Consider the following 14,092-nt stretch of genomic DNA (forward strand, 5'->3'; position numbering starts at 1 on the left):
AATAAAGGAGACGAACGATGTCAGAGCTTACTGGTTTGATGTCCAAGGTGGAGATGACCGAAGTCATTATGGCCGCGAAGTTCATGCAGGGAAAAACCTGGAAGGAAATCTCTGCAGCGGCAGGCATGTCGGAGGTTTTCGTGGTTTCTGCCTGTCTTGGTCAGAACGCACTGCCAGCAGACGTGGCTTCAAAGGTCGCGGGCGCTCTTGATCTAGGCAACCGCGCAAAAGACGTCGAAATCGCTTTGCAAAGGCCACCCAAGAAAGGTCAAGAGGCGGAGGCGGTGTCCAAAGATCCTCTGATCTACCGCTTTCACGAGATCATTTACGTCTACGGCGACACCATCAAGGAACTGATCCATGAGGAGTTTGGCGACGGCATCATGAGCGCGATCGACTTTGATTTATTTATTGAACGCATCGAGAACCCCAAAGGCGATCGGGTCAAGGTGTCCATGACCGGCAAGTTCCTCGCCTATAATCAGTGGTGAGCGCCGATACATCGTCATTCGGCATTGGTGGCTTTCCGACGCGTGGCCGCTGGCTGCATACCCGCTTCTCTAATCGGGTGTATCAGTCAAGCTCCGATCTTATTTGCTCTGGGTTTCGCATTCACCTGGGTCACGCTTCTCTTCGCAGTCTGTTGGCGCGTGTCATATCGTGCGCTGCTGCATGCATGTGTCTGACCGGCTGTGGAGAGCCCTGCTTTGCCTCGCGCTCGAAAGTCGCACGGACATGAATCGACTTCATCCACGAACCTCGTCCAGGTGAGGACGATCCCGTTGGAACGAGTGGTTCGGTTCTATCTCATGCGTTGACCTCCCCAGCGCTCCAACGGAATTGAGTGCCATCAATCCAGATGCGATGCAGGATGACGGCAAGCTTGCGGGCAACGGCGACAGTGGCGCGTTTGCGGCCCTTGGTCTTCATGAGACGAAGACCCCATGCCTTGAGGCTGGAGAAGTTGCCGGCGCGGGTCAGCATCGAGTTGGCTGCCGAATAGAGATAGCCGCGAACAGCCGGATCACCGGCTTTTGAGATGCGCCCCAGATTATCTATTTCACCTGATTGAAAGCGTCTTGGTGTAAGACCGAAGTGCGCGGCCACGTTGCGCGAGGATGTGAACCGAGCTGGATCATCGACGGCCGCCTTGAAGCTCAGCGCGGTGACCTCGCCGACGCCTGGCACGCTCATCAGCCGACCACAGACCTCGTCGTCCCTGGCTGCCTTCGTAACGCGTCGGTCCAGCTCCTTGAACGTTGCCAGAAGCGCTTCGTGAGCATCAAGCATCGGCAACAGGGCATGGGCCAGTCGATCATCAGCGGAGATGATTGGCCGGATGTCACGATCAAAGGTGTAGCGCCTGACCGTTCGAGGCAACCGAATACCGAAGGCCTTGAGCAAGCCGCGGATCTCATTCTCCAGGTCGATGCATTTGCGCAGCACGGTCTTGCGACTGGTCAACAGCGCGCGGTCGTAGTGGCTGGCCCTGCTCTTGATGTGAATCTGATTGTACCAGCCTGACCGAACCACCTGCGCAATACCCCGCGCATCATTCTTGTCGGTCTTTTTGCGCATCGCCGATAACGCGGCGGCAACCTGCCGAGCTTCCATGCAGACGACGTCAAAGCCCCCCGCGCACAGACCATGAAAGAGTGTCTGGCTCATCGTGCCGGCTTCAAAGCCGATCAACGCGACCGGCTCACCGAAGGCTTCAAGACAATCCGCGATGTCAGCAACTTCACACGGCAAAGACCGTTCTAGAACGATCTCGCCCTTGGCATCCACAATGCAAAGCGCCAGCGTACGTAGCCCAACATCCAGTCCGACATAGTAGGTCATCAGTATCTCCCTCAAATCGCAGCTTCAAATCTGCGAACTGTACGGGAGCTCGACAGTTTAGCACCAAGCCCGATTACTCATGCTTTGCCGCCATTAGAGGGCGTCGGCGTGGCACCATGAGAAAGCTGCTCCGCACGCTGCTTTGCTAGGCGCGCAAGCAAGCGACCCTTGTTTCGCCCGGAGCGCCAGAAGCTATGCTATCTCAACCAGGGCCAGCATGACTGAGCGCACATGATTGGTATCCATTGCGGCCGGATGGGGCGACGCAAATCGCCCACTGTCATTGTCGAAGTACTTTCCAGATGCACCAGCGAAAGCCGGTTCGAGCGCGGCAGAGATCAGGATATCGGCACCGATGCTGAGGTCGTTGCCTGCAACGCCAAAGCCCTCGTGCACCATCTTTGAGGCCAACAACGACCCTGGGTTCACGGCGATTATCGCGGGGCCGTTTGGATGCTGTTTTGCAAGTTTCGCCGTCCAAATGGTGATCGCCAGTTTGCTTTGCGCATAGGCATCCATATCGGCCATCGGGCGATAGCTGCGCATGGCATCGACGCCGACCGGCGCTTGGGCCGCCGATGAGAGGTTCACAACGCGTCCATCCGTCGGAATGATCGGCAACAAGAGCTGCGTCAGCAGGTAGGGCGCGATGGTGTTGACGTCGAAGCGAATGTCGCGGCCGGCTTCGGTCTGGGTCTCCGACGCCTTCAAGACGCCAGCATTGTTGATCAGCACGTCCAGCGACGGAACATCGTCCAAGACGGCGTCGGCGAACGCCTTCACGTCACCCATTTTGCTCAGGTCAGCGCGATAGGTCTTAGGTGCGCCGCCGATCATATCTGCAGCAGCCGCTAGCTTGTCCATGCTGCGACCGTGGACCAGTACCGTGTGGCCCGCGTCAGACAGCTTGCGTGCGGTCAAAAGACCGATGCCATCAGTGGCGCCGGTAATCAGGATGGTCTTGCTCATATCTGTTCCTTAGAGGCTGAACTCGGGTAGCAGATCGTCTGCAATCCGCTTCATGGTGTCTTCGACATCAGCGCCGTTGAACCGCAGGTTGAGCGCGACATGGTTGATGCCCAACGCCCGAATGTCGGCGAGGTATTGGCGCAGGAATTTCGTGCCGGAGGCGAAGCCGAGATGGATCGGACGCGCTTCGGCATCCGCGTCCGCCTGAACGTCAACATAAAGCGATTGCACCACCGGCTTGTTAGGACCACCAAATGCGGCAACCCGCTTGCGATAGTCCGCCACGACCCGGCCTTGGCTCGCAGGATCGCGTGGATAGGTGATCCAGCCATCGCTGTTTTCAGCCACCCAATCCGGATGCTGCCGTGATCCTCCCGTCAGCAGCAAGGGGAGCCGACCGCCGGTTGGCTTGGGCAGCATGTCGGCGCTGCCGAAGACCACACCTTGCTCGGTTTGAACCTGCGGGTAGTCGTCAGCCATTGCGCGAATGTAGGCGACACTGTCGCGGAACCGTTCGCCTCGGGTGGCGAAGTCCATGTTCATGGCGGGGTACTCTTCCGGGCGGTCCCCTGACGCGATCCCCAAGAGCAACCGACCATTCGACAGCACGTCTACCGACGCCGCTGACTTCGCCACATGGGCAGGATGGCGCAGCGGCAAGATGATTGAGGCGACACCAAGCCCGATGGTTCTCGTCGCGCCTGACAAGAGGCCGAGATAAACAAACGGGTCGAACGTCTGCCCGGCATCCCCAAAGGACGGAACGTTGAAGGGAACGTCGCGCAGCCAAAGCGATGCGAACCCAAGCTGATCGGCGAGCTGCGCGCGTTGCAGATGCCGCTCGAGGTTGGGGACCGGATTGTTTCGGTGCGCCTCTAGCGGAACAACGAGCCCCAGCGTCAGCTTCTCTGGCTTGAAGGTTTGCGCGTAGGCCCCGTTGATGTGCGGAAAATCCTGTGTGTTCATGTCCAGCATGTTTGCCTCAGTACCGCACAAGCGTGCGGCTCTCGATGCTCTTGCGGATGCGCGTGATAGTGGGGTCTTCGACCAGATCGATGGCGCTGTGGCCGATGGAAGCCAACCCGCGATTGTCGTAAATATTGAAGATAGCAACCTCTTGGGGCGTCATCTTCGATAAGTACACCCATTCGTGGTCGGCGTTGGCTACGAGACCTAAGATGTGGCCCCGCCGGTCCGGGTATATTAGATCGATCAGGATCCAGTCGTCTTCCGATACGGACGACGGACGAATAAAGCCCAGCGGCGCTGAGTTGATCCAGGCACCAATGGGACGCCACACATTAATGAACGCGTAGTGGCCTTGTTCCCATTCCCGCGCCCGCTCTGACCCGAGGATGTCAAAAAGCCGGTTCTTTGCTCCCTCCTCGCTGTAGTCGCTGTGGACGTTTCGCGCTGGTTTCCTGTCGGAGTTAGGGTCATCCTCGCGGATGGTGTGGTCAAAAATGACCACCTCTTGTGCGGGGAGTTTGCGCCGCAGAATGTAGGTCAGCTCTGTATCGTAGGTCGATCGCCAACCGTCTTCCGAGAAGTCTTTAACAGCGCTGGGCGCAGTGGTCAGCCTCACGCTGTCATCGGCAAACGATACTGTGGTCTCGCCATCGCGCAGATCCCGTACCGGGATTTCGGTTTCCACCAACTCTGGCGAAACGAGTACGCCCACCACGCCGCCAGCGTCGATCTCGAACGCCTGCCGCTGGGGTTTGTGAACATGGTAGTTGACGGTGCCAGTCCGGGTCATCTCGCCTTCCAAGTCGCGTATTCAACGCACCTTCATTTATAGATTGCGTTTTCGGAATAAACGCCGAATAATCGCATTTAGAATTCGGTTTTAGGATATAATGCGATGGACACAGACGCGCTCCGGCTGTTCGTGCTGGCGGCGGACAAGCTCAACATAGGCGCCGCGGGGCGCGATCTTGGCCTAGCTCCAGCGGTCTCCAGCGCACGGCTGGCCAAACTGGAACAGGCGGTTGGCGCGGACCTTCTGCACCGCTCAACACGCAAGGTGTCGCTCTCACTGGAAGGCGCGGAGTTCCTGCCTTTTGCGCGAGAAATCCTAGCCCAAGAAGATGCTGCGTTCGCTGCGCTCGGGAAGGGTGAGGCGGAAGCATCAGGAACCTTGAGGTTTACGGCCCCAAGTAGTTTCGCACAGCTCTACATCGCCCCTATTTTGCCCGAGTTCCTCGCTCAGCACCCAAAGCTGACGCTAGACCTCCGACTGTCGGACACAGCCTTTGACCTGATCGAAGGCAGTTATGATCTGGCGTTACGGAACATGGTGATGGAGGACACCAGTCTTAAGGGCCGCAAACTCAGTGATGACGTTCGCATCCTATGTGCGTCGCCGGACTACCTTACAGAGCAGCCGGCACCCGAACACCCAGACGAATTAGCTGATCATCAGCTGGTTGCATTCAAGGATTTGGCATCTCGATCGCTCATTGGATCTGATGGGGAGCAAGCCGTCTTCGATCCGAAAGCTGCAAACAGCCGCCTGATCGTCGATGATGGGCTAAGCCAGAAGGTCGTGACGCTTGCCGGCGCTGGCATTTCGATCAACTCACTTTGGAGTGTCCAACGCGAAATCCAAAGGGGAGAACTGCTCCGCGTGCTGCCCGATTGGCAGGCGAGCGCACAGTCCGCCCTCTGGTTTGTCTATCCCAAGGCCAATGTCCTCTCGGTGAAGGTGCGAGCGTTTATGGACTTTCTCCTGGAGCGATACCGCGGTGGGAAGGCTTGGGACATCCGATCTGACCTACGGCCGTGAAGTCGGTGCTTTGGTCGTGCCTGGCTGAGGGTGGCCAGCTGGCACCACCTGCTTCGGGCAAACTCGCTATGTTCCGCCCATCAAGAATCTGCATAGCAACCTCTGATTTGATCGGCCTTCAAGGCCTGCGGATCCTAGGGAGGCAATATCCATTCTGCTGTCAGTTGCAGCCAATCGCCAGGGTGCCGCCCGTTGCCCAAGGCGGAATTTGGTTCGACGGCTGCAAGAACGTCGATTTTCCGCGCTCCGTACGAGCGGCGACCAATAGTGCCTTAAGACCTTGGATGATCCCAACCGAGCCTGCTATTTGATCCGATACGCATGCTATCTGGGTAGCTGACAGAAATAGGCGCTAGCCGTCCAAAGCGTCGAGCAGCGCTTGCTGCACCTGATTGGCAAACCGCAGCGAGGCCACCGACAAGACACGGCCCCGCAATTGGCCCAGCAAAAGCCCGCCAGGCTTCATATCGCGGGTGGAAATCGGTTTGAAAGCAAGCCCAGTGTGCTCCGCTCCTTGCAAGCCCACCGGGATTTGGAACCCAACGGTCTGTTCGCGCAGGACATAATATCTGATCAGCTCGAAGGATTCCGTCTCAACCAGCGGTTCCACCGTTCGTCCAATCGACTTCGCTGCGGCATCAAGCAGGTTGCGCACCCCGTACTTTCGCGCTGGCCCGACATGGGGATAGTCCAGACAATCGCGCAGACGCAGTTCACCCTTTTCGGCGAGCGGGTGGTCTGAGGCGAAGACCGCACAAACCGGCTGCGGAATGGCTTGCAGAACCTGAAAATCTGCCAAAACGACGGGTTCGAAGACCAGCGCTAAGTCGCTGCTGAAACTCGCCAGCTCGGCTTCGGCTTGCTCGCGATCTCGCACGCTCACTGAAAACGTCACGCCAGGATACTGTTTCCGATAGCGCGCGATCTGCTGCGGCAAGAAGAAGGGCAACAGCGCCTGCGAGCAAGCGATGGAAACGTGGCCACGCCGTACCCCCGTCAGGTCAGCGACCTGGCTTTGCACGCGTGCAAGATCAGATCGCTGTGCTCTGTAGTGCTGCAGCACAAGTTCACCCGCCGCATTCAGACGCACGCCCCTTGGCAAGCGCTCGAAGATCGGCGCGCCGAACTCGCGCTCAAACCGCGCCAATCGGCGGTTCAAGGCTGAAGCGGTGATGTTGGAATCCTCCGCCGCCTTGCGAATGGATCCCGCGCGGGCAATCGCTTCGACAAATCGCAGGGTTTCAAGGTGCTGCATGCAAGCCTCAATTGGTGCATTTCATGCATCGGTCTGGTGAAATCATAGCATTTCAAGAACCGGTCGCAACATGGAATGCTGAAAGAACGAAAACTCAGCACTCGTTTCGGAGACCCATGCGATGAAGACGAACCGTAGAGACTTTTTGAAGTTCACTGCCGCAGCTGGCGGCGCTGCAATGGTGCCCTTCGCCTGGGCAACAAGCGCGCACGCGCAAGCGCTCGACACAATGGTGGTCGCCTCGGGTCAAACCATCAACAGCCTTGATTTGCACCGCACGGGGACGAACCGTGCCAGCTACCAAGTGGCGATCAACTGTTATGACCGTTTGGTTGGCTTCGGCTCTAAACAGCTGCCAACGGGCGAGATGTCCTACGATTACAACACCATCGTTCCCGAACTGGCCGAAAGCTGGACCATATCGGACGATGGCCTCGTGCTGACCTTCACGCTTAAGGAAGATGCCAAGTTTTCTGACGGTTCGCCGGTCACAGCGGCGGACGTGAAATGGTCCTTCGACCGCGCTGTCTCAGTCGGCGGCTTTCCTTCGGTGCAGATGCGCGCCGGCGGTTTTAACCGGCCCGATCAGTTCGAAGCGCTCGATGATCGGACCTTTGTGTTGACACTCGATTTTCCTTCGAAACTGTCACTGCCAAACCTCGCGGTGCCCGTGCCGTTCATCATCAACTCCAAGGTCGCCATGGAAAACGCGACAGACGACGACCCTTGGGCGATGGAGTATCTGCACACCACCACGGCTGGTTCGGGTGCCTACATTGTAACGCGTTGGGACCAGGGTCAGCAGCTGGTTTATGAGCGCAACGACGCGTGGACCGGTGGACCGGTGCCTGCCATTCGCCGTGTGATCATGCGAGAAGTCCCAAGCGCTGCAACACGCCGCGCGCTTATTGAGCGCGGTGACGTTCAGGTCTCCTTCAACATTCCAGACCGCGATGCGTCCGAGCTTGCCGGTACAGTGGACGTGTTCTCGACACCGATTGAGAACTGCATCCATTGCGCATGCCTCAACTCCAACTTTGAGCCGTTTCAGGACCCCGATGTGCGCAAGGCGGTTGCCTACGCCATCCCCTACGAGGCGATCTTTCAATCCGCAGCCTATGGGCGTGGCGCGCCGATGTGGGGTGGGTCCCAGGAGATCACCGATACCGCCTGGCCGCGCCCGTTCCCCTATTCAACCAACATGGATCTCGCGCGCGAGCATTTGGAAAAGTCGTCTTTTGCTAATGGCTTTGACGTGACGATGTCGATCAGTCTTGGACTTGCCAGCTGGATGGAACCGACGGCGCTCTTGATGCAAGAGAGCCTTGGCCAATTGGGCATCACAACCGAAATCGAACGGATCCCGGGCGCGAACTGGCGCACGGTTGCGCTGGTCGATAAGACACTGGATTTGCACCTAGAGAACTTCGGCGGCTGGCTGAATACCCCTGACTACTATTTTTTCTGGGCGTACCAGCGCGAACGCCTGTTCAACTCCTCGAACTACGACAATGAGGAGGTGCATACGCTGACCGATCAGATTTTGCACCTGCCCATGGATGATCCCGAATGGGCGCCGGTGATGAAGCGTCTGATGGAAATCGTTATTGAGGACATCCCGCGCATTCCGCTTTATCAGCCGGCATTGAACGTCGCTGTGAACGGTGCGTCGGGCTATGAGTTCTGGTTCCATCGGCAGCTTGATCCTCGCCGCATGACGGGCGTCTGAGCGATGGACGGCCGAGCGCGGGCTGTCGGATTGCGGCTGCTGCAAACCATCCCTGTGATTGTGGGGGTGGTGGTCATCAGCTTCATCCTGACCCGCGCCCTTCCTGGTGATCCGGCGGTCTATTTCGCCGGCGCCATGGCGGATGCGGAATCTATTGAACAGGTTCGCCAGGATCTGGGGCTGGATAAGCCGCTTGTTACCCAGTTCGCTGTGTACGTCGGGGATTTGCTGCGCGGCGATCTTGGCCAGGCCGTGAGCACGGGGCAGCCAGTGCTCACAGATCTCGCGACGCGACTGCCCGCATCATTGGAGCTCACGATTTGCGCGCTGATGCTGTCGTGCTTGATTGCGATACCGCTGGGCGTTTTGGCTGCGGTTCGCCAGGGCTCGTGGGTCGATCATCTGTGCCGCGTGATCGTGACCGCGGGCGTATCGTTGCCGACCTTCTTCACCGGCATTCTGCTTGTTTACGTTTTCTACTATCTTCTTGGTTGGGCGCCTTCACCGCTCGGCAGGCTTGATTTCATCTATCTCGATCCGCCGCGGGTCACCGGATTTCATTTGATCGACAGCCTGCTCGCCGGCGATACCGAAACCTTTTGGGCAGCCGCCCGACAGCTAACGTTGCCAACCATCACGCTGGCTTTGTTCACCCTCGCACCCATTGCACGCATGACGCGAGCCGCCATGCTGCAGGCTCTATCATCGGACTACATCCGGATGGCGCGTGCTGCAGGCCTCTCGCGGCGCAAGGTGCTGTTCGGTTACGGTCTGCGTAATGCTCTGTTACCGGTGGTGACGACATTGGGCATGGTGTTCTCGTTCGTGCTGGGCGCTATCGTGCTGGTGGAAAAGGTGTTCGCTTGGCCCGGGATCGGATCTTATGCGGTCGAAGCGCTCATTGCGTCGGACTACGCAGCCGTCCAAGGCTTCGTGTTGACCATGGCGCTTCTGTTCGTGACGCTCAATCTCGTTATTGACCTGAGCTACGCGTTGATTGATCCGCGCATCGGGTTCGGCGCGAAATGACCGACACCACCCACCTCCCCGAGCGAACGCCAGACAGCACGTTCGCGCATCTCGTCTATGTTCTGCGGGAAAACCCGGTCACGCTGCTGTCGTTCAGTATGTTTGCGTTTTTTATCGCCCAAGCCTTCTTTGGCGCGATGCTTGTGCCGTTTGATCCGCTTGCCACGAACGCGGCCAATGCGCTCCAACCGCCCAATGCCACCCACTGGTTTGGCACGGACAATCTCGGTCGCGATGTGTTTTCCCGCGTTGTGGTGGCCACGCGATTGGACCTCACAATTTCGGTGCTCGCCGTTGCGATCTCGTTCGTCATCGGCTCGGTGCTAGGTGCGGTCGCTGGCTACTGGGGCGGCTGGATCGATGCGGTCCTCAACCGGCTTCTCGACACGATCATGGCCTTTCCCCTGTTCGTTCTGGCAATGGGTATCGTGGCCGCGCTCGGCAACACGGTCGAAAACATCATCTACGCGACTGCCCTGATAAACATCCCGTTTTACGCACGTCTTGTACGCGCGGAGGTCAATATCCGGCGCGAAGCGGGCTTCGCCCTGGCGGCTCGCCTATCAGGCAACAGCCACATTCGAACGCTGGCCTTTCACATTTTTCCCAATGCGCTGCCGCCTATGATGGTGCAAATCTCGCTCAATATGGGCTGGGCTATCCTCAACGCAGCGGGCCTGTCCTTCATCGGTTTGGGGGTTCGGCCCCCTACGCCGGAGTGGGGCATCATGGTTGCAGAGGGAGCAAATTATATCATCTCCGGGCACTGGTGGATCGCGCTCTTCCCCGGCCTTTGGCTGATGCTGGCAGTATTCACCTTCAACCTCATGGGGGACGGCTTGCGGGACATCGTCGACCCACGCAGGAGAACGTAGCGTGCTGTCGATCAAGGACCTGGCTGTCTCGTTCACGACCCGAAAGGGCGAAGTCGACGCCGTGCGCGGCATATCGTTCGACCTTGGCAAAGGCGAAACCCTGGGCATCGTCGGCGAAAGCGGCTCGGGCAAATCGGTGACGTCCTACGCGTTGATGCGCATTCTCGACGCAGGTGGACGCATCAAGGCGGGCAGTGCGGAGTATGACGGCCAAGACCTTGCAAGGGCCGCAGAGCGTGACATGCTCAACATTCGCGGGCGCGAGATCAGCATGATCTTTCAAAATCCGCGCGCAGCCCTCAATCCGATCCGAAAGGTTGGCCACCAACTTGAGGATGTGCTGCGTGTGCATGCGCAAGCGGTTGCGTCTGATGCGAAGAACAAGGCTATTGAAGCGCTGGAGGCCGTTCGTATCCGAGATGCGGAGGCACGTTATGAAGCCTATCCGTTTGAGCTGTCAGGCGGCATGTGCCAACGGGTCGTCTTTGCGATTGCGCTGGCGTGTAACCCAAGGCTTCTGATTGCCGATGAGCCGACCACCGGCCTCGACATCACCACGCAGAAAGCAGTTATGGACCTTGTTCGCGACCTGACGCGCGAACGAAACATGTCGTCCATTCTCATCACCCATGATCTCGGGCTGGCGGCGGAATACTGCGATCGGCTGGCCGTGATGAAGGATGGGCTGATCGTTGAGACGGGGAAATCCTCCAATCTCTTCTCCGCGCCTCAACATGCCTACACGCGCAAGCTGGTCGATGCGACGCCGCGGCCAGGTGCGCAATTGCGGGACCTTCTACCGGCCGAAAATCGAACACCACTCGCGCCTCATACCGTTGGTGACCAGCCTCTAATCGAGGTGAAAGAGCTCGTCAAAACCTATCCGGGCAAGGCAGGACCTGTGCACGCCGTGAAGGGCGTCTCGTTCTCCATCTTCGAGGGGCAAAGTGTCGGTCTCGTAGGCGAGTCGGGATGTGGAAAATCGACAACGTCGTCCATGCTGGTCCGGTTGCTCGACCCCACTTCGGGCGAGATTGTGTTCGGCGGAGATGACATCGCGCAGGTCAAGGCCGACCTGTTCGTGCGCGATCCAAGACGCAGCGACATCCAAATGGTATTTCAGGACGCCACGGACAGCCTTAATCCGCGCGACACAGCGCGCCGCGCCATCAGCGACCCGATCTTGCGGATGAGCAAGCTTCGTGGCGCCGCGCTCGCGACGCGCGTTGAAGAACTGGCGAGCCTGTGCGGGCTGCCCACCAACCTTCTTGATCGGTTTCCCCACCAGCTTTCGGGCGGACAAAAAGCGCGTGTCGGGATCGCTCGGGCAATCGCGCTTGATCCAAAGTTTCTCATTCTCGATGAACCGACCGCTGCCCTTGATGTTTCGATACAAGCGGTGGTTTTGAACCTGCTTGCAGACCTGCGCAGTCGTCTGGGCATGACCTACCTGTTCGTCAGCCATGACCTGCACGTTGTCAGGCTGCTGTGCGACTATGTGATCGTGATGCAGGCAGGCGAAATCGTCGAACAAGGGCTGGCCCATAAGGTCATGGACAATCCCCAACATCCCTACACAAAGACGCTTCTTTCGGCAGCGCCCAAGCCACCTAGTTTGGACAGCGGCGCCGTTGATCGTGCGGCCGCTGAGTAAAGCAGATTATCATGACCGCATCACTCCAAGATCTCCCCTTCACTATCGGCAACTTGCAAGCGGCTTACGCCGAGGGCGCATCACCTACCGATGTCATCGCCGAGGTTTTTCGCCGACTGCGGCATGTGAATGATCCTGCGATATTCTTGCATCTGGCCGATGAGGAAACTGTGTTCGAACAGGCCAAGGCGCTCGGATCATACGACCCAAGCCGCCCACTGTGGGGCATACCCTTTGCGGCCAAAGACAATATCGATGTTGCCGGTATGCCGACCACAGCGGCGTGCCCAGCTTACCGGTACGAGCCGGATGCCGACGCGTTCGTGGTCGCCAATCTGCGGGCAGCTGGTGCGCTTCCAGTGGGCAAAACCAATCTCGATCAGTTTGCCACTGGCTTGGTGGGCGTTCGTTCGCCGTATGGCGTGCCCAAAAATGCGATCGACCCGGCGATTGTCCCCGGTGGATCGTCATCCGGCTCAGCCGTGATCGTTGCGCACGGCATTGTACCCTTTTCTCTCGGAACGGATACGGCTGGATCAGGTCGCGTGCCGGCCGCGCTTAACAACATTGTCGGCCTGAAACCAAGTTTGGGGGCAATCTCCGCGACGGGCGTCGTGCCAGCGTGCAGGACGCTTGATACAGTCTCAATCTTTGCGCTCACTGTTGAGGATGCACACGCCGTGTTCACGGTAGCTGGCGGTTACGACGAACAAGATGCCTATTCCCGTAAAACACCCTTGGACCCGATACCGGCTGCGCTGCCCACCCCACGCATTTGCGCACCCGATGCCGAAAGCTTGATCTTCTTCGGAGATGAGGTTCAGGCCGAGGATTTTGATGCCTCGCTCGCGAGCCTTGCCGAGCAAGGCGCAGAGATCGAGCGGGTCGACTTTACGCCATTCTATCAGGTGGCAGAGATGCTCTACGAGGGCGCCTGGGTTGCCGAGCGCTACGCCGCGATTGAGCAGATGATGACTGCACAACCCGATGAGGTCCACCCGGTTACGCGCGCCATTGTCGGCAAAGCCGAAACACTGAGCGCGGCAGATGCCTTCAAAGGCATGTATCACTTGGAAAAGTTGCGGCGTGCGTGTGACCCACTTGTCGCGCAGGCTGACATGATGTGCGTTCCGTCCATACCCACTTTCTATTCGTGTGAAGCACTTGAGGCCGACCCGGTAACGCCCAACTCCAACTTGGGCACCTACACAAACTTCGTGAACCTTCTGAATCTGTGCGCCATCACAGCGCCCACCGGTCCACGACACGACGGACGCCCAGGGAGTGTGACATTGATCGCGCAGGCCGGAGAAGATGGGAAAGTCGCCGCGCAAGCGAGCAAGCTGGTAGCCACCCGCGCCCCAAAGTTAGGCGCAACGAACGCCCCCTATCCGATCCTTGAAACCAACAGCTCCAAAAAGGTGCAATCAAACTCCGATGAATTGGCCCTTGCTGTATGCGGGGCGCACATGTCCGGTCTGCCACTGAATGGCGAGCTGACATCTAGAGGTGCCCGGCTCATCGGCCCCACGCGGACGGCGCCTGAGTACCGCCTATTTGCGTTGCCCGGCGGGCCGCCTTATCGGCCAGGACTCGTTCGCGACCACAATGGCAGCGGTGTCGGTATCGATATCGAAGTCTGGGCGCTGCCAAGCGAAGCGGTTGGCAGTTTCATGGACGGCATCCCGTCGCCGCTCGCAATCGGAACCGTAGAGGTCGACGATGGGCGCAAAGTCAAAGGCTTTTTGTGCGAGGAGGCGGGGTTGGACGGTGCTCAGGATATATCGAAGTTTGGTGGATGGCGAAACTTCTTGAGTTTTCACCAGACAAGCTGAGCGGCGCATGTTGGGCTTCGGAACGGACTGGAAGCCGACAATCCCCGTATGTCCGCCTTGCGGCCAATTGCAGACGTAACAAACGGTCTCAGTCGCTGCCGACACCGCGTAGCCTA

General features: G+C 58.5%; 12 protein-coding genes. 7 read left to right on the top strand and 5 right to left on the bottom strand.

Features of this window, described 5'->3' with window-relative positions; genetic code table 11:
- Positions 1-17: 17 nt before the first annotated feature.
- Positions 18-491, top strand: coding sequence for a cyanase (gene cynS / locus AAF739_06330; protein MEM6382274.1), 474 nt, complete (start codon positions 18-20; stop codon positions 489-491).
- Positions 492-807: 316 nt separating this feature from the next.
- On the opposite strand, the gene AAF739_06335 is transcribed toward cynS, so the two are convergent.
- The 4 genes from AAF739_06335 to AAF739_06350 all read right to left on the bottom strand — a co-directional run bounded on the left by AAF739_06335 (position 808) and on the right by AAF739_06350 (position 4,570).
- Positions 808-1,842 (bottom strand): IS110 family transposase, encoded by a 1,035-nt coding sequence (locus tag AAF739_06335; protein MEM6382275.1) that lies wholly within the window; start codon positions 1,840-1,842, stop codon positions 808-810.
- A 192-nt stretch (positions 1,843-2,034) separates the two neighbouring features.
- Positions 2,035-2,811 (bottom strand): SDR family NAD(P)-dependent oxidoreductase, encoded by a 777-nt coding sequence (locus tag AAF739_06340; GenBank protein MEM6382276.1) that lies wholly within the window; start codon positions 2,809-2,811, stop codon positions 2,035-2,037.
- Between the two features lie 9 nt (positions 2,812-2,820).
- Positions 2,821-3,786, bottom strand: a complete 966-nt coding sequence (locus AAF739_06345; GenBank protein ID MEM6382277.1) for an LLM class oxidoreductase — start codon at positions 3,784-3,786, stop codon at positions 2,821-2,823.
- 7 nt (positions 3,787-3,793) lie between these two features.
- Entirely contained in the window at positions 3,794-4,570 is a 777-nt protein-coding gene (locus AAF739_06350; GenBank protein ID MEM6382278.1) for a CmcJ/NvfI family oxidoreductase, read from the bottom strand.
- A 105-nt stretch (positions 4,571-4,675) separates the two neighbouring features.
- Between AAF739_06350 and AAF739_06355 the strand changes: the two genes are divergently transcribed.
- Entirely contained in the window at positions 4,676-5,599 is a 924-nt protein-coding gene (locus AAF739_06355) for a LysR substrate-binding domain-containing protein (GenBank protein MEM6382279.1), read from the top strand.
- 352 nt (positions 5,600-5,951) lie between these two features.
- On the opposite strand, the gene AAF739_06360 is transcribed toward AAF739_06355, so the two are convergent.
- The gene (locus AAF739_06360) at positions 5,952-6,854 is read right to left on the bottom strand and encodes a LysR family transcriptional regulator (protein MEM6382280.1); all 903 of its coding nucleotides are present in this window, start codon (positions 6,852-6,854) and stop codon (positions 5,952-5,954) included.
- Positions 6,855-6,975: 121 nt separating this feature from the next.
- Here AAF739_06360 and AAF739_06365 point away from each other — a divergent pair, with 121 nt between their 5' ends.
- Genes AAF739_06365 through atzF form a run of 5 tightly spaced genes read left to right on the top strand, consistent with a single transcriptional unit; the run spans position 6,976 to position 13,976 of the window.
- The gene (locus AAF739_06365; protein ID MEM6382281.1) at positions 6,976-8,583 is read left to right on the top strand and encodes an ABC transporter substrate-binding protein; all 1,608 of its coding nucleotides are present in this window, start codon (positions 6,976-6,978) and stop codon (positions 8,581-8,583) included.
- 3 nt (positions 8,584-8,586) lie between these two features.
- Positions 8,587-9,612 carry an ABC transporter permease gene (locus AAF739_06370; GenBank protein ID MEM6382282.1) on the top strand — a complete coding sequence of 342 codons (1,026 nt, stop codon included), beginning with the start codon at positions 8,587-8,589 and terminating at the stop codon, positions 9,610-9,612.
- Entirely contained in the window at positions 9,609-10,487 is an 879-nt protein-coding gene (locus AAF739_06375; protein MEM6382283.1) for an ABC transporter permease, read from the top strand. The genes AAF739_06370 and AAF739_06375 overlap by 4 nt, the downstream gene beginning before the upstream one ends.
- 1 nt (position 10,488) lies before the next feature.
- Positions 10,489-12,141, top strand: a complete 1,653-nt coding sequence (locus AAF739_06380) for an ABC transporter ATP-binding protein (protein MEM6382284.1) — start codon at positions 10,489-10,491, stop codon at positions 12,139-12,141.
- A gap of 11 nt (positions 12,142-12,152) precedes the next feature.
- Complete coding sequence (gene atzF, locus AAF739_06385) at positions 12,153-13,976, top strand: allophanate hydrolase (GenBank protein ID MEM6382285.1); 1,824 nt, start codon at positions 12,153-12,155, stop codon at positions 13,974-13,976.
- Positions 13,977-14,092 lie beyond the last annotated feature (116 nt).

The sequence above is a fragment of the Pseudomonadota bacterium genome (genome assembly GCA_039024915.1).
In the GTDB taxonomy this organism is placed as follows: domain Bacteria; phylum Pseudomonadota; class Alphaproteobacteria; order Rhizobiales; family MH13; genus MH13.